Source organism: Pseudoxanthomonas sp. USHLN014, assembly GCF_037153335.1.
Lineage (GTDB): Bacteria > Pseudomonadota > Gammaproteobacteria > Xanthomonadales > Xanthomonadaceae > Pseudoxanthomonas_A > Pseudoxanthomonas_A winnipegensis.
This window is the reverse complement of sequence record NZ_JBBCKO010000015.1, coordinates 13,728-32,006: the sequence shown is the minus strand read 5'-3', so window position 1 is coordinate 32,006 and position 18,279 is coordinate 13,728. Positions and strand designations below refer to the sequence as shown.

The 18,279-nt window shown below is 67.8% G+C and carries 23 protein-coding genes and 1 tRNA gene; 1 reads left to right on the top strand and 23 read right to left on the bottom strand.

What is annotated here, in order from left to right:
- Window positions 1–50: 50 nt before the first annotated feature.
- The 13 genes from WFQ05_RS19610 to WFQ05_RS19550 form a co-directional block, all read right to left on the bottom strand.
- Window positions 51–743, bottom strand: coding sequence for a head decoration protein (locus tag WFQ05_RS19610; RefSeq protein WP_337055040.1), 693 nt, complete (start codon window positions 741–743; stop codon window positions 51–53).
- Window positions 734–2,143 carry a S49 family peptidase gene (locus WFQ05_RS19605; RefSeq protein ID WP_337055038.1) on the bottom strand — a complete coding sequence of 470 codons (1,410 nt, stop codon included), beginning with the start codon at window positions 2,141–2,143 and terminating at the stop codon, window positions 734–736. The genes WFQ05_RS19610 and WFQ05_RS19605 overlap by 10 nt, the downstream gene beginning before the upstream one ends.
- 3 nt (window positions 2,144–2,146) lie before the next feature.
- Window positions 2,147–3,658, bottom strand: a complete 1,512-nt coding sequence (locus WFQ05_RS19600; RefSeq protein ID WP_337055036.1) for a phage portal protein — start codon at window positions 3,656–3,658, stop codon at window positions 2,147–2,149.
- Window positions 3,655–3,882, bottom strand: coding sequence for a hypothetical protein (locus WFQ05_RS19595; protein ID WP_130534496.1), 228 nt, complete (start codon window positions 3,880–3,882; stop codon window positions 3,655–3,657). Before WFQ05_RS19595 ends, WFQ05_RS19600 begins: the two co-directional genes overlap by 4 nt.
- 3 nt (window positions 3,883–3,885) lie before the next feature.
- Window positions 3,886–5,982, bottom strand: coding sequence for a terminase gpA endonuclease subunit (locus WFQ05_RS19590; RefSeq protein WP_337055032.1), 2,097 nt, complete (start codon window positions 5,980–5,982; stop codon window positions 3,886–3,888).
- Window positions 5,957–6,460 carry a DUF1441 family protein gene (locus tag WFQ05_RS19585; RefSeq protein WP_130534499.1) on the bottom strand — a complete coding sequence of 168 codons (504 nt, stop codon included), beginning with the start codon at window positions 6,458–6,460 and terminating at the stop codon, window positions 5,957–5,959. The genes WFQ05_RS19590 and WFQ05_RS19585 overlap by 26 nt, the downstream gene beginning before the upstream one ends.
- Window positions 6,461–6,684: 224 nt before the next feature.
- Complete coding sequence (locus WFQ05_RS19580; RefSeq protein WP_337055030.1) at window positions 6,685–6,972, bottom strand: hypothetical protein; 288 nt, start codon at window positions 6,970–6,972, stop codon at window positions 6,685–6,687.
- Window positions 6,969–7,406 carry an XF1762 family protein gene (locus WFQ05_RS19575; RefSeq protein ID WP_337055029.1) on the bottom strand — a complete coding sequence of 146 codons (438 nt, stop codon included), beginning with the start codon at window positions 7,404–7,406 and terminating at the stop codon, window positions 6,969–6,971. Before WFQ05_RS19575 ends, WFQ05_RS19580 begins: the two co-directional genes overlap by 4 nt.
- Before the next feature lie 8 nt (window positions 7,407–7,414).
- Entirely contained in the window at window positions 7,415–7,849 is a 435-nt protein-coding gene (locus tag WFQ05_RS19570; protein WP_337055027.1) for a hypothetical protein, read from the bottom strand.
- Window positions 7,846–8,286 carry a hypothetical protein gene (locus WFQ05_RS19565; RefSeq protein WP_337055025.1) on the bottom strand — a complete coding sequence of 147 codons (441 nt, stop codon included), beginning with the start codon at window positions 8,284–8,286 and terminating at the stop codon, window positions 7,846–7,848. Before WFQ05_RS19565 ends, WFQ05_RS19570 begins: the two co-directional genes overlap by 4 nt.
- Window positions 8,283–8,588 (bottom strand): hypothetical protein, encoded by a 306-nt coding sequence (locus WFQ05_RS19560; RefSeq protein WP_337055024.1) that lies wholly within the window; start codon window positions 8,586–8,588, stop codon window positions 8,283–8,285. Before WFQ05_RS19560 ends, WFQ05_RS19565 begins: the two co-directional genes overlap by 4 nt.
- A gap of 8 nt (window positions 8,589–8,596) precedes the next feature.
- The gene (locus tag WFQ05_RS19555) at window positions 8,597–9,157 is read right to left on the bottom strand and encodes a hypothetical protein (RefSeq protein WP_337055023.1); all 561 of its coding nucleotides are present in this window, start codon (window positions 9,155–9,157) and stop codon (window positions 8,597–8,599) included.
- 108 nt (window positions 9,158–9,265) lie between these two features.
- Window positions 9,266–9,342: transfer RNA gene (locus WFQ05_RS19550), tRNA-Met, on the bottom strand.
- Between the two features lie 264 nt (window positions 9,343–9,606).
- Here WFQ05_RS19550 and WFQ05_RS19545 point away from each other — a divergent pair.
- Window positions 9,607–10,149: a YfbU family protein gene (locus tag WFQ05_RS19545; protein ID WP_337055022.1), complete on the top strand. Its 543-nt coding sequence runs from the start codon at window positions 9,607–9,609 to the stop codon at window positions 10,147–10,149.
- On the opposite strand, the gene WFQ05_RS19540 is transcribed toward WFQ05_RS19545, so the two are convergent.
- From WFQ05_RS19540 to WFQ05_RS19495, 10 genes are read right to left on the bottom strand one after another with little or no spacing between them, the layout of a single operon-like run.
- The gene (locus WFQ05_RS19540) at window positions 10,146–10,910 is read right to left on the bottom strand and encodes a hypothetical protein (protein ID WP_337055021.1); all 765 of its coding nucleotides are present in this window, start codon (window positions 10,908–10,910) and stop codon (window positions 10,146–10,148) included. The genes WFQ05_RS19545 and WFQ05_RS19540 overlap by 4 nt on opposite strands.
- Complete coding sequence (locus WFQ05_RS19535; protein WP_337055020.1) at window positions 10,907–12,652, bottom strand: DEAD/DEAH box helicase; 1,746 nt, start codon at window positions 12,650–12,652, stop codon at window positions 10,907–10,909. The genes WFQ05_RS19540 and WFQ05_RS19535 overlap by 4 nt, the downstream gene beginning before the upstream one ends.
- Window positions 12,649–13,071, bottom strand: a complete 423-nt coding sequence (locus WFQ05_RS19530; protein WP_337055018.1) for a hypothetical protein — start codon at window positions 13,069–13,071, stop codon at window positions 12,649–12,651. The genes WFQ05_RS19535 and WFQ05_RS19530 overlap by 4 nt, the downstream gene beginning before the upstream one ends.
- The gene (locus WFQ05_RS19525) at window positions 13,071–13,385 is read right to left on the bottom strand and encodes a hypothetical protein (protein ID WP_337055017.1); all 315 of its coding nucleotides are present in this window, start codon (window positions 13,383–13,385) and stop codon (window positions 13,071–13,073) included. The genes WFQ05_RS19530 and WFQ05_RS19525 overlap by 1 nt, the downstream gene beginning before the upstream one ends.
- A complete protein-coding gene (locus WFQ05_RS19520) occupies window positions 13,385–14,314 on the bottom strand; it encodes a phosphoadenosine phosphosulfate reductase family protein (RefSeq protein WP_337055016.1) in 930 nt (309 codons plus the stop codon). Before WFQ05_RS19520 ends, WFQ05_RS19525 begins: the two co-directional genes overlap by 1 nt.
- Entirely contained in the window at window positions 14,311–14,490 is a 180-nt protein-coding gene (locus WFQ05_RS19515; RefSeq protein WP_337055015.1) for a hypothetical protein, read from the bottom strand. The genes WFQ05_RS19520 and WFQ05_RS19515 overlap by 4 nt, the downstream gene beginning before the upstream one ends.
- Entirely contained in the window at window positions 14,487–15,338 is an 852-nt protein-coding gene (locus tag WFQ05_RS19510) for a DNA adenine methylase (protein WP_337055014.1), read from the bottom strand. The genes WFQ05_RS19515 and WFQ05_RS19510 overlap by 4 nt, the downstream gene beginning before the upstream one ends.
- Entirely contained in the window at window positions 15,335–15,802 is a 468-nt protein-coding gene (locus tag WFQ05_RS19505; protein ID WP_337055013.1) for a hypothetical protein, read from the bottom strand. Before WFQ05_RS19505 ends, WFQ05_RS19510 begins: the two co-directional genes overlap by 4 nt.
- On the bottom strand, window positions 15,799–17,637 hold the full coding sequence (locus tag WFQ05_RS19500; protein ID WP_337055012.1) for a DNA cytosine methyltransferase: 1,839 nt from the start codon (window positions 17,635–17,637) through the stop codon (window positions 15,799–15,801). The genes WFQ05_RS19505 and WFQ05_RS19500 overlap by 4 nt, the downstream gene beginning before the upstream one ends.
- Window positions 17,630–18,199, bottom strand: coding sequence for a hypothetical protein (locus tag WFQ05_RS19495; RefSeq protein WP_337055011.1), 570 nt, complete (start codon window positions 18,197–18,199; stop codon window positions 17,630–17,632). Before WFQ05_RS19495 ends, WFQ05_RS19500 begins: the two co-directional genes overlap by 8 nt.
- Window positions 18,200–18,279 lie beyond the last annotated feature (80 nt).

Sequence of the window (18,279 nt, the reverse complement as noted above, 5' to 3'; positions counted from 1 at the left end):
AAACCCCGCCGAAGCGGGGCTGGATGCGGGAGCCAGTTACCTGGCGCGAGTTACGCCGCGACGACCGTGATGTCGTCGGACACGGCGGAGGTGAGTCCGGTGGCAGCAGCGCTGAGCGTGACCGTGCCGGCGGCGCTGAAGGTGACGCCCTCCCAGGTCACTACGCCATCGACGGCGGCCTTCGCACCGCCTCCGCTGAGCGTGCCCGGGCCGGTGGCCTTGGTCAGCGTCACCGAAGCGGTACTGCCGGTGACCAGCCCGCCGAACACGGTCTTCACGTGCGCGACGACGGTGCCAGCGGCAACGCCAGCGGTCGCGGAGCCGGGATAGCTGATGAACTCGATGTGGTGCGCATCGCCGGATGCCACCGGCTGCTCCGTCCAGCGCGTCACGATGCCGGCCGCATCCAGCGCGTTGGCCGCGATCAACTTCTGGTCATCGGTCGTGCCCTCCGGCCAGGCCAGAAGCTCGCCATGAACCTCCGCGTCGTAGTTGATCGCCACGCCCTTGACCGCGACGGCGGTCTCACCCTGCTCGGGCGGTTCACCGGTGTCGACGAAGTCGTACAGCACCTTGATGGCTTCGTTGAAGTCCGTGGCCACCTCGTTATCGGTGTTCAGCAGGGTGCCGGCAGTGAGCTTGCCCTGGCCGCCCGGGATGATGATCAGCTCACGGCTCCGCTGACCGTTCGCCTCAGACAGAATGAATGCGCCAGTGCGGACGCCGTTGGTGTTCAGCTCCATTTTTCAGGTCTCCGGTTCTCGTAGATGGAGGTGGGATTGAGGGTCTTGGCTTTGGCACCGAGCCCCTGCTTCGCGGCGGCGTCCGCCGGAAGTGCGGTGACGATCTCCTTGTCCTCGGCCTTCGCAGCGGCAAGCTGCGTGCGGACGACAGAGATGTCGGTGTTCGATTTGATGTAGTCGGCGGCCAGGTCGATCAGGCCGCCTCCGGCTGCCGCGCACGCGTCCCGCACCGACCGCGCGTAGGCCAGCGCGGCCGGCGCATCCTGCGTGAGCCGCCCGCGGCGCAGGAGCGCCATCGAGACGTCGGTGGGAACGTCGGCTGCGAGCACGGCCGCGGTATAGGCGGCATCCAGCTCTGCCGGGCTTGGGGGCGCCGCGGCACCCTGCTCGATGGCCGGTGGGTTCTGCTCGGGCAGGTCAGCGTCAAGCTGGTCGCCGCCGTCCCCCTCACCGCCGGGAGCGGGCGGCTCCTTCGTGTTCTCGGCCCCGAGGAAGCTCACCAGGTCGTCCCAGGTGCCCAGGTCAGTGGCGAACCCGACGTCGATCGCGGCCTGGCCGTTGAAGGTGCCGGCCTGGGTTGCAACCACGGCTTCCACGTCGATGCCCAGGTTGCGCGCCACGGTATTCGTGAACAGCGAGTAGAGACCGTTGATCTCGAGCTGAGCGTCCTCCTTCGCCGACTCGCTGAGCGGGAAGTGCGGGCTGAAATCGATCTTCTTCGCGCCGGCATAGATCGCGGTGACCTTCGCACCGGCCATCTCCGCCGCGGCGCTCCAGTCCACGTGATAGCCGACCACGCCCACAGAGCCGACGCCGCCCGTGCGGCTCACCCAGATCCGGTCACAGGCCGAGGCGATCGCGAAGGCTGCCGAGTAGGCATAGTCGTCCACCAGCGCATGAACCGGCTTCTCGCCGCGGCGCTCGAAGATGCGGTCCACCAGGTCGAAGTTGCCCGAGGCCATGCCGCCCGGCGACTCGATGCGGAGTACCACGGCCTCGACGCGGGGATCGTCCATCGCCTCGTCGAAGGCGTCACGCAGCGCCACGTAGCTCTGCGGGCCGCCGCCGCTGGGGCCGGGCATCGGTCGGTTCACCAGGCCCCCACTGATGTTGATCACGGCGAACATGCCCTCCGGCTTATCAGCCGCGACCGCGCTGGCCGTCGCGTCACCGTCGGATGCCTCGATCTGGACCGGAGACCCATCGCAGGTCCAGAAGCGGTCGACGGAAAGCTCGGTGTCCGCGCTGGTCACGTCGGCATGCAGGTAGGCGCTGATCAGCGCCTCGCCCATGGCCTGGTGGACCAGCAGCGGCCGGTTGAGTGCGGCGCTGGCCAGCGACGCCACCACCGGGTTCTTGCTGCGACCGAAGATCCTGGCCAGCAGGGTCGGCTTGTTCATCGTTTACTCCTGATTCTCGGAAGTGCGGTCGCCGGCCGCAGCCGGTTCGTCGACGTCGGGCTGCGCGACGCCGCTGGCGTTCGTCCGGCGCGCGTCGCTGTCGAACGTCATGCCCCGGCGGTCTGCCTCGGCGTTGTCCTGCTCGATCTGGTTCATCACCTCTTCGGGGTCTTCGCCCGAAGACAGAACCACCGCGCTGCGCGGCCTGAACCCTGCGCGCACCGCCTGCTTCTCGGCCTGGACGTCCTGCACGGGATGCGACCACGGCCAGCCCTGAGGCACCCACAGCGTTTCGGTGACCTCCTCGCGGAGATCGGCGTAGCCAGGCACATCTAGCCGTCCCGCCAACACGGCCTGGTCGTACCAGGCCTCGCGCACGAACTGGCACATCTGCGGGATCAGGTAGAGCCACTGGTCCGCCTCGATGACGCGGCGGAATTCGTTGAGGATCAGCTTCAGTGCGCGATCGCTGACATTGCGCAGGTCGCCGGTCAGCACCTCGTACGGGATGTCGTGCGCCGCCGCGATGGCCATCAAATGGCCGCGCAGGAATTCGGCATAGTCGGTGCCAGCACCAGGCGGCGCGCTGAATTTGACGTCGTAGCCCGGTGGCAGCTCCTGGGCCGTGCCCGGCTCCAGGCCTGCCAGCGGCTCGCCGTTCTCGTCAACGCCCGACTCCATGTCGGTGACCACGCCATCGGCCGGCTCGCGGTTCGGGTCGTCGCTCTCCACCACCGTCTTCTGGGTGTAGAACGCCGCGAACAGGTTTGCGATCGCCTGGCGCTCCAGCACTGCGTCGTCCAACCTGTCCAGGTTGAACATGCGCACGATGACCGAGGCCGATGCCGGCATGCCCCGGATCTCGCCCGGGCGCGACGGACGGTACAGGTGGCGGATCTGCTCGGCCGGGATGCGCAGCAGATCGCCGGCGTTCACCACTCCCGGTTCGAAGTCGCCCGGGTGGGTGCGGTACATCCAGTACGCGACCCGGCGGCCGATCTTGTCGAACTCGATGCCGCGGCGCACCACGTTGCCGTTGCTGAGCGTGGCGTAGTAGTGCTGCGGACACTGCTCGGATTCGATCAGCTGGACCTGCAGCGGCACCGGCAGGCCGTCGCTGAGGCGACGGTACCGGAGGCGGATGAAGACCTCGCCGCCCTCCTTCCAACTGCGGTAGCCCAGCGCCTGCTGCGCGTACCAGTGCAGGACGCCGTCGGCGTCGCTGACCTTCATCCAGCTGTTCCACCACTTCTGGACTTCGGCCTTGTGCTCCTTTGTTCCCCAAACCGGCTTGGCCTGAATGCCCGTGGCAATCGCGTTGCTGACCGACTTGTTGAGCGCAGCCACAGCCCAGGGGTCGTTGCGCGCCAGGTGGCGTGCACGCGCCAGCACCGTCGGCTTGCCGTACAGCTGCGAGGCATTCGGGCCCAGCGTGCTGGCGGTGAACATCTTGAGGCGGCGGCCATTGCCAGAGGCGCGGAACGCCGGCAGCGGCATGGCGACTTCGAGGTTCAAAGTCCGGTCCCCGTCTGGGTCAGGCGCACCAGACCGCGGCGCTTGCGCGCGCAGGCCGGCTGCGGGTTCAGTTCGTTGCGCATCTGGCGCAGCAGCGCACGCATCGCGCTGAGGCTCTGGTAGGTCACCTCGCGCGTGCCGACGCCGTCCGCATAGCTCACGCGCAGCGTGCCGGACGCAATCGCCTTCTCCAGAGCCGTGACCTGGTCCTGCGTGAATGCCATGAGTTACCGCCCCAAGTAGTTGCTGCGGACGACGCGCCGGCGCTTCACCGGGCGCGGCTTGGGCACCGGCGCGGCGCCGCCGTGCACGACGTCCGGGTTGTGATCCCAATCGGCCGCCCAGCTCGGCGGGTTGGCGAGATTGACGGCTGGCACCTTCAGCCAGAGCGCCAGCGCCTCGTTGTAGCCGCTGAGGTCGAAAGCCTCGTTTCGCGCGTTGGCGAGGTTCTTCCAGCCATCCGGCAGCCGCGTCTCTGCGGTCAGCTCGTCGTAAAAGCTGGTCGGCAGCCAATCCGGGAAGTGGTAGTAGCCGACCCCGGGCTCGGCGCGCGCGGTGTTCGCCGCGACCGTGTCCTTCAGCCGGTTCGTGTTGAGCAGCAGCTGAGGGACGTCGCCGGCGGACCCAGAGTTGCGGTCCTTTCGCTTGCTGGCGTCGGGCCTGGTCTCCCTGAAGACCGGGCCGTTTTTGTTGCGGTTGCCGTCGCCCTTCACCAGACGCACGCGCCAGTGCAGGCTGCGCGCCTTCAGGCTGCGCCAGAACTCCAGCGCGCGGGGGGCGGTGCCGGCCTTGCCGCCCCAGTCGATGCCGACCGCGCGCACCGGCATCGTGCGTCCGCTGTCGTCGTGCAGCTGGTACCGGCGCTGGATGACCTTGTCGACCAGTCGGTCCCAGTCCTCCAGGTAGCTCGCCGGCTCCAGGCCAAGGAACCCACCAGAACCGTCAGGCCGCGCGGAGGTGCGCAGGGTGAACCAGTCGATCACCCAGCGCTCCAGCGCGCCGGTGATGCCGACGCCCCAGCCGATCACGAGGATCACGAAGCGGTTGGCCTGGACGTCGACCGTCGCGGTCAGGAAGCGCACGCCGCGCGGGACCATGCCCATGGGCCAGTCCTCGGCGCGCTGCTGCATGTCCCCCGGATCGATCTCCGACCGCGCCGCCATCGGCACGTAGGGAAGCGCCTGATCCACGTTGGTCGTGGTCTTGAGCGCCTTCTCGTCGCCGTTGGTCCGGTATGACTTGAGCGCCTGCAGGTACCGCTCGACGAGCGACTCCCACGACTGAAACGCGGCGGCTACGCCGCCGAGCCAGAAACTCGCCGTCTTGCTCTCGAGGAGCGCGCCTTCGATCGAGCCATCCGGGTGGACGACCTGACCGTCACCAGCCCAGCGGCCGGCCGCGTTCATCTCCTTCTTCCACTGCTGCTCGATCCCGTTGCCGCAGTGCGGGCAGTAGAGGATCGAGAACCGTCTGGCCAAAGCCAGCGTGTTGTCGACCAGCACTCGCTCCTTCAGCTCTTCCATCGGCGGGAGCAAGAACCGCTCGAGTCCCGGTGCCGCCTGGAACGGCTGCTTGCATTCCGGGCACGGCCAGTACCAGCGCCGCCGGTCGCCGCGGTTGTAGAGCGCGCTGATGCCCGGCGCCGGCGGCCCCTCGTGCGGCGTGGTCGGCTTCCACTTGCCGTCGGTGTAGTCCTTCGCCGGGCTCGACTCGGCCACGATGATCCCAGCCGACATGAACGTCTGGATGCGCTTCAACGCGGCGCCGAACGCTTCGTCGATGCTCATGTCGCCGGTGAAGTTGTCCACATCCGTCATCAGGACGTCGTGGATGTCCTTGCTCGACAGCACCGACAGCGACGGCCACCCCATGCGCAAGACCATTCCGGACCGGAAGATCTTCATGAGCACGTTGTCGTCGTGCCCGCGGGTGCTCAGCGCCGCCCGCAGCTTCGGGCTTTCCTTGATCGCGCGACTGATGCGCGTCTTGCTGAAGTCCTCCGCGCCGAGCTGGCTCGTATGGACGATCAGCGTGTCCGACGGATTGCAGGTGATCGTGTAGGCGAGCCGCCCGTCGACAAGGGCGATTGTCTTGCCAGACCGCGCAGGCCCCACGAACACCACAGCCTCATAGAGACGGCTGGCCGTCAGGTTCAACGGCTCGACCATGTAAGGGCTGACGGCAGGGTTCCACGGCCCCATGCTGCCGGCCGGATTGACCACCTGGAGCGCCTTCGCGCCCTCGACGACGTCGATGCGCCGCGGCGGTCGGATCATCTCGGCCGTGCCGAGCATCACCTCACGCGCTGTCGCGAACGTCGCCATCGACCACCCGCTCGTACATCTCCTGCCGCACGCGGTCGCAGCTTTCCTGCACCGCCTGCACCTGCTTCGGGGACAGGGCCACGTCGCGCTCCAGCACGTCGGGCAGCGTGTCCATGAACATCACCAGCGTCTTCACGAGCTCGGCGAAACGCGCCTCGACCTCGAGCGCCGGCACCAGCAGGCCCATGCTCGATTCGAGCTTCAGCCGCTCGTTTTCCGACTGGAACCACTTCAGCCGATCCGGCGGCGGCAGGTTGTGGGGATCGATGACCCCCTCATCCCCGGCCGGACTCGGCAACGGATCGACCAGTGCGGGCGCGACGTCGGCCAGGCGGTAGACATCGTGGCCGCCCCTCTTGCCGAGCGGCGCCACGCCGGCTTCGCGGATCCTCTTTGTCGCGGTCCGCCGGTCCATGCGGAACTCGTCGGCGAGGCGGGCGATAGACCACCCTGCCTGGAATGCGCTGACCTCGCCCATGCTCACCTATGCGCAGCGTGCGCAGCGCCAAACCCCTTAAAAATGGCTGTGAAGTTCCACCTGTGGTGGAGGACCATGGAGGCCCGAAAAATTCTCGAAAACCGCGCCGGTCCTCCCCCGCGGTTGAGGCTCACGACCGCCAGGGGCCCCCGCCCTGTCGTTCATAAAGCTGAACAGACTGGATCGGGCGCGCGGGCTTAACATTTGCCTTCACACCTACGGCGCTACGGACTCGCTTTCAAGGCCGGGGCCGTCAGCTTGCGGATCTCGCCCATGCGCTGGTCGCAGTCGGTCTGCGCCGGCAGGTTCGCGTTGTAGGCTCGGACCACCGCCTCGACGGTCCGAGTCGCTGCGCGCACTGGCGGGCACGGTGCGGTCAGCGTTTCCGGCAGCTTCGCCGGCACCTCGACCTTGACGTACACCGTCTCGGGGATGGTCGGCTTCACCACGCGGGAGCAGCCGCCCCAGCCGGCCAGCGGCAGGAGCACGACGATCAGCAGCAGGCGGTTCATGCGGTCTCCCATCTGACTTTGCGTTGAAGCGGGTGGTTGTCGAATCGGCGCCGGGAAGGCGTGTCCCATGAACCACCCCGGGTGGTTGCAACAGCAGTCCATCCGGCGCCGCGCAGGCTCGCCCCGCACTCTTCCTCAAGCGTGTACGTCAGCACCCTCGTGTACCCCAGAGCCAAAGCCGCGCGACGCGCGCGGGCGTAGAGCGCAGAGCACGCGTTGCGCGTCCCGTCAGTGCAGAGCCTGGTCACTTCGACCGTCCGCCCATCGTCGAGCGCACGCGCTACTGGACGGCCAATGATCGCCACACCACACAGACGGTCGCCTGCCAGCACCGCCATCGCTAACAACCCACCCTGTGGCGGCCGGTGGTGGCGGTGATGCTCCGCGACGTATGCCTTTGCCTGGCGAAGCGTGCAGGGCACGATCGAGAGCATGGCGCGGCCTACAGCAGGGGTATCTCGGGGCACAGCTGCATTGCGAGCTGCGAGGCGCATGCTGGCTTCGCCTTCGCGGCCTGCAGCGCCTTGTCGGCCTTCGCGGCTGCCGCGGCAGCATCGGCGCGCGCTTGCGCGGCTCGGGCGTCAGCGATGTCAGCGGCCCGCTTCCACTCGGCGGCGCGCTGCTGCGCCAGCTCGGTCTCGCGGTTGACGTTGGCCAGCGAGGCGCCGCATGCGTTCGCCGATGCCAGGTACGAGGCCGAGTTCTCCTTGGCCTTATCCCGCTCGCCCTGGGCAGCGGTCACCGTCCGCTCGGCTTCGGCCAGCTTGCTCGCCGCGCCGTGCTTGCAGCCGCCGATGAAGATCGCCCCGCCCACAGCGCACCACAGGACCAGCCGGATCAGGCCCACGTAGGGTGCCAGAGGATCCGGGATGTTCACGGCGCGCGCCCCCGCGCCTTATCGAACAAGGCCAGTCGCTCAGCACATGACCGTTTGGTCCCGGGCGCCAGCTCGCCGCAGCGAGTGCAGTACGTGATTCCGCTGCGGCCATCGAGCTGCATTGAGTGGCTGTCCGCGTTGCTCGCGCTGTCACTGCTCTCGGACGGCGTGCGTGGATCCGCGCTAGCCGACGCGCATGGGGCTGCAGGCTGACGCAGCACGCGCAGAGCCACCGCGATCAGCGACAGCACAGCGCACGCGGCGCGCAGCCACGGTGGCAGGTAGTCCAGCGCCACGGCCGGCAGCTGAGGTAGCACCTGGCCCAGCCCCTGTGCGACCTGGTACAGCAGCTCCGGCAGGGCTGCCAGCGCCACGGCATAGCGCACGGACCACAGGCGCCACGCGGCTCGCCAGTCCTCGATCAGCTGAACTTTCACTTCACACCCCTGAGCTGTCGCAGCTCTCTAATTTCCTGGTCGTGCTGGTCGACCTTGATCTGCGTCTTCGCCACTTCCAGCTTCAGCGCCGGCACGTCGGCCAGCTGCGTGTTGATGGTTTGCAGCTGCTGGTTCATCGCGGCCAACTGCTGGGCGGTCACCTGCTGCTGGGTCAGCATCGACTGCACTGACGCCACCAGCCAGTAGAAGCCCACGACCAGCGCGGCGCCGATTGCGCTCGCGATCGCCTTCTCGATTGGGCCGAGGGTGATCCTTGCCCGCCCGTCCTGTTCCGGCTGCATGTCCACGCTCATCCCGTCAGCGCTTCGCGCGCCGTGGCGTAGTAGCCGGTCCACTTGCCCCGAAGGCGCACGCGCGCCGCGGGCGTACCGTCGGTGTAGGCGCCAGGCCGCCAGGTCCGCAGGTAGAGCTGCCAGGCCGCGCCGGCGTCGCCGACGGCCGGCAGCGGCGCCGGATCGCTCCACAGCAGCAGGCGGGCGAAGCCGGCTGCGAGCACATCGTCGCCGGCCAGCGCCGCATGCACAGCGGCCGCGTCCGGCGCCACACCTCGAGCGCTGCACAGTTGGGCGGCCGCGGCCGCGCACTGCGGATGAAGCAGCACACCGCGAACACCGCCGCCGCGCTCGAACTGCCACAGCCCGCGCGCGGGCCCGCGCACATCCGGGCGGCCGGGATCGATCACCTGCCAGCGGTGCCGGAAGTCGGCCTCCTGTCCGCTGATGGCCACCATCACCACCCGAGCAGTGAGCGTGTCCATGCGCGCCGGCAGCAGCTTCATTGCCGGCGTGATGGCGCTCCGGTTAATGCCCCTCGCAAGTTCTGCAGCGACGGAAGCCACGGCCATCTCCATTAAGAATCGATCACCACCGGTTGCGGCTCCCTACGCCCTTCCAAGCGCTGCCCGCGGCGGCGTCTCACGACGGGACCGAACAGGCACCGGCCGGTGTAGTGATCGAAGTGGTAGCGGCGACGGGACTCGAACCCGCAACCTCCGGGTTATGAGCCCAGCGAGCTGCCGAATTGCTCTACGCCGCAAACAAGAAGGCCACCGCCGGCCATCGGAACTCCCGTCCGGTGGCTGGCGATGGCCTTGGTTCGCTGAGTGCCGCGCTACGCAGGCAACTCTGCACGCTGGCGATTTAAGCCTATTCCTGGTTCCCGGCGCAACTGTGGATCAGGTGTGGAAGGAAAAAGCCTCCACACCTGCCACAGGTGGATTGACGCGCTACTTGGAAGTGGCGCGTTCACCCGTTAATGTTAACTCGCCGCAGGTGGCGGCTAAACGTATGGGGAACATGGATGGACGAGAAAAGCTATCTGAAGCTCATTGCGGCGATGCTTGCCGATATTCACAAGCAGACAGTCAAGGACGGCGACGTTGATTCGAAGCTCGTAGCTTCCGCCCTGTGGAACGATTCGGAGTGGGCTATTCACTGGGAACACGGATTCCTCCTCAGCGGCCAGAACACCCCAGATCACGTGGGCTTCGTCTGTGACGTCCTAGATATGTGGAGTTTTATCGAGGTTTCATACGGAAAGCTGGACCAGACTGATAAAGACAGGATCGCAGCCGAGGTCCCGTACGGATACGGAAAGAATCCAAAGTTCCCCGGCTTTGACGGGAATCACGAGGGCGAATACATCACCGTGATTCGCATGCTTACTGAGCACATGGGCCGATTCGAAGAGTTCAAGGGGCGCAACCTTAATTCCCATGCCCCCTACGTGCATCGCTACCAGAACATGCTATCGGTCTTCGCTCCGATTCGAGAATCCAAGGCTTTCACCGCGGACGTTTTTCTCTCTGCCGATGAGATTATCTCGGTACTCAAGGCATCCTAAGCGGGCGCGAAGATCTTGCGGCGAAGCTCGACGCCGGCCTCGCTGAGTGCTGCTTGCAATTCCGCTGTGGCGATTTTCTGAACGCGTAGGTATGCGTCTTTCCGCATGTTCGCAGCCTTTGCGAGGCCTCCTGCAGGTGTCCTTCTGGAGGGCGACACAAGAGCTTCAGCCGCGTCATAGATGACCAAGCGCAGCCGGTGGCAGTCCGCCGGCTCTTTGAGGTCTAAGGCGCGTGGCCTCATTCGGACGACCGCATAGGCGACACGCGCATAGGACAGTTGGACGATGCGAGGCGCGCAGCTGCGCTCATCCAAGCGCTGAGCCACAGCCAACGCCACTTCGCGCGCCAGCGGATCGGTCATCATGCCGGCCGCGCCAGCGATGTCAGCGGGCTGCAGGCCGGGCTTCGACCCCCTACCTTCGACCGGCACCTTGTAGCTGGTGCCCACCAGCAAGCGCCCCAGCAGCTCCAGGACATCCGGCGGCTCGGACGCCACACGCGGCGCGGCCGCTTTGGCACTCTTTGCCACTTCCGGCGCAGACGGAGGCGCTGCCGGAGCGGCCTGCCACACAGGCGGACGTCTGCGCCACACCGATTCCGCCGCCTCGCGGGTGGCTGATTGCTCGGAACCCATCGCGCCGCAGGCGTCGCACACCACGCGATATGCGGCCTCCGAGCGCGTCCGAATCTTGGGGCCCGTCTCGCTACCGCATCGCGCGCAGGCGACAAGCCCGGCGCTGTCACTTGCCACCACATTCATAGCATCTGCTCCGGAAATAGAGGTGTCGGCGTTGTCGCCACGGGCGGGGCTTCGCCCTGGGCGGCCAGGAACTGCTGAGCCAGCCGCCGGAGCTGGTTCTCGCCGATGTCGACGCGCTCGACCAGGTGCTCGCCCGGGTTTCGCACGCCCTCGATCTGCTCGCGCTTGACGCCCAGGACCTCGGACACGATCGGGTCGCTGCCGTGGTCGCTGATCAGGAAGTAAGCCATCACCGGCTCGGTTTGCCCGTCGCGGTGCACGCGCCCGATGCACTGCTCGTGCACGCCCGGGCTCCAGTCCAGCTCGCCGAAGACCACCGTGCTGCAGACGTGCTGCAGGCCGTCGATGCCCGCGCCGGCGCGCAGGCTGATCAGCATGACCTTGGACTCGCCTGCGATGAACGCGTCCTTCGCGGCCTGCTTCTGGCTCGGCGACTCGCTGCCCGTGTACATCACCGGGTTGAACGCGGCCAGCTTCTCCCGCCAGATGCTGTAGACCTCCCGGTGCCAGCCGAACAGCAGCACCTGCTGCCCGCTCTCCACCAGCAGCCGCACGAACTCGGCGACATAGGGCGCCTTGGCCAGGCCGGTGGCCTGCCGCACGAGGCGGTCGAACTCGCCGCCGGCCTGCATCTTCTCGCCGCGCCAGCGCTCGTTTGCCCCCAGGATCACGCGCGCCAGCGCGGTGGCGTCGCCGGCGATGCTGTCCAGCGCGCGCTCGTCCGCTTCGATCTCGTGCGGGATCTTCTGGAGCTCGGGCAGCTCCCGGCCGACCTCCTTGCGCGTCCGGCGCAGCATGATCCCCTCGCGGCGCAGGTAGGACCCGAACAGCTCGGCGTCCTTCAGGCGGGACTTCTCCCCCGGCGCGCTGATGCACCATTCCCGCACGAACTCGTCGTAGCCGCCCAGGCAGTCCGGCAGGAGCGCGCTCACCACGTGGAAGAACTCGGTCCCGTAGTTGTAGATCGGCGTGGCCGTCAGCCCCATGCGCAGCGGCACGCGATGGGCCAGGTATTCCGCGGCGGCGTACAGGTCGGTGCCCGCGGTGCGCAGCTGCTGGCACTCCTCGAACACGACATAGCGCGCGAACTCGGCCAGGGTCTCGGCCCAGCCGCGCAGCATGTGGTAGCTGATCAGGATCACGTCAGGGGGCGTGTCCCAGAGATCTTGCAGCCGCTGGCGCGGCTGCCGGGTCAGCGGATAGGGCCTGCCCTTCCGGATGCGGTGAACGCGCAGGTTCGGCGCGAACTCGGCCAGCTTTTCCGGCCAGTGGTTCGGCAGCGCCGCCGGGTACACCACCACCGCTGGCAGATTCCCGGGCTCGGCCATCGGGCACATGCCGGTGACCGTCTTGCCCAGGCCGAGGTCGTCGGCCACCAGCAGGCCGCCGCGAATTGCGGTCTGGGCGGCGGCCACGCGCTGATACTCGCGCGGCGGCTTGGCCAGGGCGAATGCGGGGATCTCACGACGGCCCGCCGCCAGCTCGCGCAGGTCCACCTCCATCTGGACGTGCTGCCGGGCCAGGCGCTCGAGCAGCTCGGCGCCTTCGCCCTTGAACTCCATCGGGTAGCGATCCAGGAACCACTTCAGCTCGCGGCTGTTCTCCGGTGAGGCCTTGAGGGGGATGCGGTCGGAGGCGTGCTGCGGCGCCCGGGGGAACACGCGCTTCAGGCGCGCGCGCACCTGGGGCTCGCACCAGATGTACCAGTTGCCGTGGGAGTGCTCGATGCGTCCGTAGTTCATAGGGCCTGTCTCTGGAGGCGGATCATTGCGAAGGGCTTGCCGCCCCATTCGGGCCGCTTCGGCAGCGGCGTGGATGCCCACATCGGGGTGCCGGCCAGCAGCACGGCCTGCACGTGCGGGAGCTCGATGTACCGTCCCACCTGGCGCAGCGCGTCGCCGGCCGAGCCGTCGACCTTGACCTCGATCACCAGGCCGTCGAGCCAGAAGTCGGCACGATTCTTGGCGTCGAGGCGGTACTCGCGCTGGAAGCCGGTGCCGGCCAGGACCTGGGCCATCACCTCGTGCAGCTGCACCTCGCTCCCGTAGCGATACCGCACACCGCCCAGCAGGCGGCCGAGCGAGTTCAGCTTGAGCTGCCATTCCGATGGCGCGCCGGCGCGCACCGGCTGCGGCCGGCGTAGGCCTGGGGTCTTGTTCATCAGAACGGGCCCTCGTAGTCGTCCGCCTGAACCAGGCCGGCCTCTTCCTCGTAGCGCCGCGCCTTCGCCTCCCAGTCGCGCGCCTCGGCGCGGGCGTAGTTCGCGGCTCGGTCCTTCCGCCCTTGCTTGCCCACGCGCCCGTGGGTGGGCGTCACCTCGATCTCGCCGGCGCGCTTCAAACACTCCTTCGCCATCGATCGCGCCCACGTCGCCTTGCGCTGCGCTTCCGCGCGCCTCTCCATCTCCGACTTCAGCGCCTCGAACTGCGCCTCCAGCTCTGCCTGGGGTAGGTTTCTCACTGCTACGTTCATCATCAGGTCTCGCACAGGGCCAGGTCCGACGTGCACCCGCCGCCGGCCTGCTGTTGAAAAAAGAGGTCGAACTGCCGGCCGCCGCGGGCCGTCCTGCTCCACTCCACGAGGGTGTGGATCCTCGAGTAGGTCCCGGGCCGATCGATGTCGGTCGGGTCCGTCACCGCGGGGAAGAAGGTCGCCGAGCGGCGCTTGTTGGCGCGGGATACGACGTCCTCCCAGGCCGCGATCCTCTCGATGTGCTCCGGGAAGCGATCAGCGATCGCGCGCAATTCGCTCTTCTGGCAGTTGACGCATGGCATACAGCCGACCCGCCCCATGCCCATGGCATAAAGCGGATTAGGGAGGATCCCGTGCCGGCTATGCTGCCGCCACACCTCCTCGACCGACCACCTGAAAATCGGCCGCCAGACCATCGATCCAGACTCGTGGCGGTTGAACCGAGGTTGCGCCGCGCGGTTTCGGCTTTCGTCGGCTCGGATGCCCAACCACTGGAGCACCTGGCCCGCGCGGAGCATCGTCCCCACGACCTGCGTCGTGATCGGGATCGTCTTGAGCTCTTCCGTGCAGAACTGAGCCATGCGGCTTGGGAACCGCCCCTTGCTGATGCAGAGGTCGAGAAAGGGATTGCCCGTGGGCTCGTGTAGCGCGGCAGCCTCGTCAACGATTGATTGCGGGATGCCCTGGGTGGGCCAGACGCGTAGCACGTACTCGCGGTGTCGCGCCAGGGCGACGCTGAAGTCCGCGCGCACGGTCTCCACCTCGGGCCCGCCGGTCCTGGAGGCGAGGGTCGCCACGTACTCCAAGGTCAGCGGATGCTCGTTGCCGGTGTCAGCGAACACGGCGCGGAACGGCCGCCCGCTCTCCAGCGCGAGCAGGTATGTCGCGGTGCTGTCCTTGCCGCCGCTCACGTTCACCAGGTGCTGGATCACTTGCTCTCCTCTCCTGGCCAGCTCAGGCCCGCTCGCCGGTACTCTTCGCGCAGGTCGACCAGCACCATCCCGTCGATCCAGGTGACCTTCTGGCCGGATTTCGTCTGCACCGTCTGGGCCGGGCTGCGCTCATAGCCCGGATTCGGGTCCTTCTTCGGGAGCGGCCGCCGCTTCATGCGGATAGCTCCAGCTGCAGGGACGCCTGCGCGATGCCCCGCTCGGCGTTGGCGTTAAGCCAGAGGCTCTCGATGCGCGGCCGCGCGCCGTCAGCCAGCGCGAGCCGGTCGACCCGATGCCACTCCCCGTACAGGCGCTCATACAGCGGCGAGGCGTAGCCGGAAATAACCACCGCTCCGGCGAGGGTCTGCAGGAACGCCGCCAGCTCCTCGTGCTGCTGGTCGGTCATCTCGTGCTTATAGGACTTCCGGTGGTCGCTGTGATTCACCTTGAGCGAGCGCGTGCTGTGCACGTAAGGCGGATCAACGTAATGCAGCGTGTTCGGCCGGTCGTGGTGCGCCATGACGGCCATCGCATCCCGGTTCTCGATGACCACTCCCTTGAGCCGCCCGACCACCGCCTCCAGGGCCTCCGGGTAGTGCATCCAGTCCATGGCTGGCGTCGTGCCCGATCTGGAAGATGTGCTTCGGAAGCCTGATTTTTCGCCGCAGGCCGCCGCACTTCCGAAGCCCTGGAAGCTTCGGACGACCATGCGCCGCGCCCTCTCCAGCGGATCTCCGGACGGCTGGTAGCTCATGTCGAACTCGGCCCGGCTAAAGGGGGTGAGCTCGAGCGCGCGCCTTAGCTCCTCGCCGCGATCGCGGGCCACCGTGAACAGGTTCACGACCTCATCGTCGAGGTCGTTGTAGACCTCCGCGTAGCACCTCGGCTTGCGCAGCAGCACCGACCCGCCGCCGCCGTAGGGCTCGACGTAGGTGTGGTGGGGGCCGAAGTGCTCGATGATCCACGGCGCGAGCATCCACTTGCCTCCGTGGTAGCGAATGAGGGGGCGACGTGGCGGGGTCATGGAACACCCGCCTGAGCCCAGAGCACAGCCACCAGCCTCCGGTAGTGCGTGACCAGGTCGCGAGCGGTGTGCAGGTCCATCCACGGCCCATCCGACCGCAAGGCGGCAGAAGCGACGACCGGCCCCTCGCCATTGAGCGTTCGCCACGTCAGCACGTCGCTGAGCTGGACCTTGCCATCGGCCTTGATCGCCTGCCGGCCGGTGCCGTCACATTCGCTGCAGTCTTTCATTGCGCCGCAGCAGCAGCACTCGACCTCGCCATCGCCGCCGCAGGCGACGCAGTCCTCGTCATCATCTGCGCCCGGGGGCGTGACGAAGCCCAGGAGCGCAGGAGAGCCGACGGCGTGCAAAATTCCACCCAGCGTCTTGTCCTGTCGACACCTCTCGATCAGCTCAAGAGCGTCGATCAGCTGCCAGTGCCCATTCCTGGCCAGTGCAACGGCGTGCTGGCTGAGGGCGTTCATTCCCCGCTCCGCGACGCGGTGTGGGCAGCCGGCACGGCGTCGCGCAGCAGCGCCATGGACAGCGCCTTCGCGGTGCGGTTCGGCACGGCGTTCCCGATCTGCTTCGTGATCTCCGTGGCCGTGCCGGCGAAGTCGTAGACCTGGCCTTCGTCGTCGAAGGAGGAGGCGCGCGCCAGCTCGCGCCAGTGAAGCATCCGGTAGTTGATGTCGATGCGGACCTGATCGGTGATCTCGGCCGCAGGCGCCGCGAGCTGGACATGGCCGCTGGCGGTGATGGTCGGGACGGGCTGGTCGAAGTCATGCACGCGCGGCGCCTGGCCTGGAGCCTCGCCGAAGTTGGGCACCAGGAAAGGCGAGGCCAGCGCCAGCGATTCCGAGGTCGTGATCGTGGCGATCGGATCGCTCACCGGCCGCATGTCGCGGGTGCGGCCAGCGCCAACGTTGCCCCGCATCACGACCGGCTCGGCCAGGCCAAAGCGCGCCTTGGTGGTCACGCTCGGCACCGGCTCCGCGACAGACGAAGCTGTCAGGCCGGATCCGCCGCCGTAGTACGGCGCCACCAGGGGCACGGCGACGCCCTGGTCGCCGCCCTTCGCGGTCGTGACTGTGCGGATGGGGTCGTCGGCCGACCGCGGCACGCCCGCGCTGCTGCTGTTCGAGAGCGGCACGATCAGAGGATCGGCGAGGAAGCCGCCGCCGGCGGTGCAGATGGTGGGCAGGGGCTCATCGATCGGGCGGGAGGTGCGGCCGCCGTCGCTGTTCGTCCGCATGACCAGGAGCGGCTCTACCAGCTGCGGCCGCGCGCAACCCGGGCGCGCGCCGCCGGCGCCGCCGGTGGTGATGGTTGGAAGGGGCTGGTCGAGGTCGCGAGCTGCGCCGCCGCTGCCCGTCGCCAAGACCAGGCCGGTTCCGTCCTGCGCGGCCAGGCCCATCTCAACGGCCTCGGCGCGGCTGAACACCAGGCGCGGCGCGCGGCCATCCAGCAGCGCCTGGAGCGCGTCAACGTAAGGCTGCGGCCAGCGATACCGGACCGCGCCGGCGAGGATCCGGCGGATGGTGTTCGGCTTCAGCGGCTTGGCCCGCGTGAAGATGCTGGCGCCCGTCTTCGTCCAGTCGATGACCTCCCGCGCCCCGCGCCACTTCTCGCGGGTTCCCAGCAGATCCGTCGTGGCGGCGCGCGCATGTGTCGCCTCAGGCCACTCCAGCGGGCCGCGGTCGCTGCGGCCAATGAGGAAGAACCGGCGACGCGTGGTCGGGTCGCCGTAGTCGGCGCAGCAGAGCACGCGCCATTCCAGGCGGAAGCCAACGGCCTGCAGCGCCGCAATCCAGGCGCGGAAGTATTCGCCGCGGCGCGACTTGATCGGTCGGCCGGTCACGAGCGAGCACGGGCCCCAGTCCATAAATTCCGGGACGTTCTCGACGATGATCCGCTTCACGCGCAGCTCGGTGCACCAGCGCACGACGTGCCACGGGTCCATGCGCTGCTGGTCGTGCACCGGCCGACCGCCGCGCGCGCGGCTGTGGAACACGCAGGACGGCGCGGCGACCAGCAGATCGAGGTAGCCCTCCGGAACATGGTCCAGCGGCAGCGCCGTCTCCAGGTTCGCGCAGGCGATGCGCTCCGCATGCTCGGGGTGGTTGCGGCGGTTCGTCTCGATCGCGACGGGCCAGTGGTTGACGCCCACCAGCTTCATCGTCAGGCCCAGCTCACGGACCGCGCGCGCAGCGCCGTTGCTCATGCCGCCGGCGCCGCAGAACAGGTCTGCGACCAAGAGCGGCTTGGTCTTCGCACGCGGCGCGACGACGATCTGAGCAGGCAGTGAGCCGTCAGCCATGGGCCACCTCCAGGCTCTGAAGCGCGCGGATCGCCTCGAGCGTGGCCGCGATGTCGCTGGCGTCGCCTGGCATCGAGCGAACGATCAGTGCCATATCGTTCAGCCGCTCCGGCCCGTCCAGTCCAAGCAGCCCATACAGCGCGCCGCGCAGGCGCGTCACCTTGGCCTCAGCATCACGGAGCGGGTGCTTCTCGCACACGCGGATGTGGTCGGTCAGTACCTGGTCCCCGGCCGCCGGCGTGCCCTGCGGGTACTGCATGCCGCAGTAGACGCACATCAGCACCCGGCCACCTGCGCCAGCAGCGCCAGCAGCGCCAGACTTCAGTGCGAGGACCGCCTCGACCACCTTCGCGGTTTTGATCCAGAGGATCAGGCCGGTGGTCGCGTTGCTCTCGGTGACTTCGAGCAGCGGAACCTTCGTCATGAACGTCAGGCGCGAGAGCCCCGCGACTGCATGCTGGTTGCCGTCGAGAGCCTGATTCAGGTTCTGAACGCTGATGTTCTCGCTACCAATCGTCGAGACCAGTTGCTCGATGCTGATTGGGGTTGGTTGATCTGCCATGTCGGGAGTCCATGTCGGATAGCGCGGCGCGTAGGCCGCAGGAAGGGAGCGGCGCGCGCGTGCGAGCCGGTCGGGGATGA

Coding starts and splice junctions, on each gene's coding strand:
- WFQ05_RS19610 (WP_337055040.1), bottom strand. CDS start 743: ATGGAGCTGAACACCAACGGCGTCCGCACTGGCGCATTCATTCTGTCT.
- WFQ05_RS19605 (WP_337055038.1), bottom strand. CDS start 2,143: ATGAACAAGCCGACCCTGCTGGCCAGGATCTTCGGTCGCAGCAAGAAC.
- WFQ05_RS19595 (WP_130534496.1), bottom strand. CDS start 3,882: ATGGCATTCACGCAGGACCAGGTCACGGCTCTGGAGAAGGCGATTGCG.
- WFQ05_RS19590 (WP_337055032.1), bottom strand. CDS start 5,982: ATGGCGACGTTCGCGACAGCGCGTGAGGTGATGCTCGGCACGGCCGAG.
- WFQ05_RS19585 (WP_130534499.1), bottom strand. CDS start 6,460: ATGGGCGAGGTCAGCGCATTCCAGGCAGGGTGGTCTATCGCCCGCCTC.
- WFQ05_RS19580 (WP_337055030.1), bottom strand. CDS start 6,972: ATGAACCGCCTGCTGCTGATCGTCGTGCTCCTGCCGCTGGCCGGCTGG.
- WFQ05_RS19575 (WP_337055029.1), bottom strand. CDS start 7,406: ATGCTCTCGATCGTGCCCTGCACGCTTCGCCAGGCAAAGGCATACGTC.
- WFQ05_RS19560 (WP_337055024.1), bottom strand. CDS start 8,588: ATGCAGCCGGAACAGGACGGGCGGGCAAGGATCACCCTCGGCCCAATC.
- WFQ05_RS19555 (WP_337055023.1), bottom strand. CDS start 9,157: ATGGAGATGGCCGTGGCTTCCGTCGCTGCAGAACTTGCGAGGGGCATT.
- WFQ05_RS19545 (WP_337055022.1), top strand. CDS start 9,607: ATGGACGAGAAAAGCTATCTGAAGCTCATTGCGGCGATGCTTGCCGAT.
- WFQ05_RS19540 (WP_337055021.1), bottom strand. CDS start 10,910: ATGAATGTGGTGGCAAGTGACAGCGCCGGGCTTGTCGCCTGCGCGCGA.
- WFQ05_RS19535 (WP_337055020.1), bottom strand. CDS start 12,652: ATGAACTACGGACGCATCGAGCACTCCCACGGCAACTGGTACATCTGG.
- WFQ05_RS19530 (WP_337055018.1), bottom strand. CDS start 13,071: ATGAACAAGACCCCAGGCCTACGCCGGCCGCAGCCGGTGCGCGCCGGC.
- WFQ05_RS19525 (WP_337055017.1), bottom strand. CDS start 13,385: ATGATGAACGTAGCAGTGAGAAACCTACCCCAGGCAGAGCTGGAGGCG.
- WFQ05_RS19515 (WP_337055015.1), bottom strand. CDS start 14,490: ATGAAGCGGCGGCCGCTCCCGAAGAAGGACCCGAATCCGGGCTATGAG.
- WFQ05_RS19510 (WP_337055014.1), bottom strand. CDS start 15,338: ATGACCCCGCCACGTCGCCCCCTCATTCGCTACCACGGAGGCAAGTGG.
- WFQ05_RS19505 (WP_337055013.1), bottom strand. CDS start 15,802: ATGAACGCCCTCAGCCAGCACGCCGTTGCACTGGCCAGGAATGGGCAC.
- WFQ05_RS19500 (WP_337055012.1), bottom strand. CDS start 17,637: ATGGCTGACGGCTCACTGCCTGCTCAGATCGTCGTCGCGCCGCGTGCG.
- WFQ05_RS19495 (WP_337055011.1), bottom strand. CDS start 18,199: ATGGCAGATCAACCAACCCCAATCAGCATCGAGCAACTGGTCTCGACG.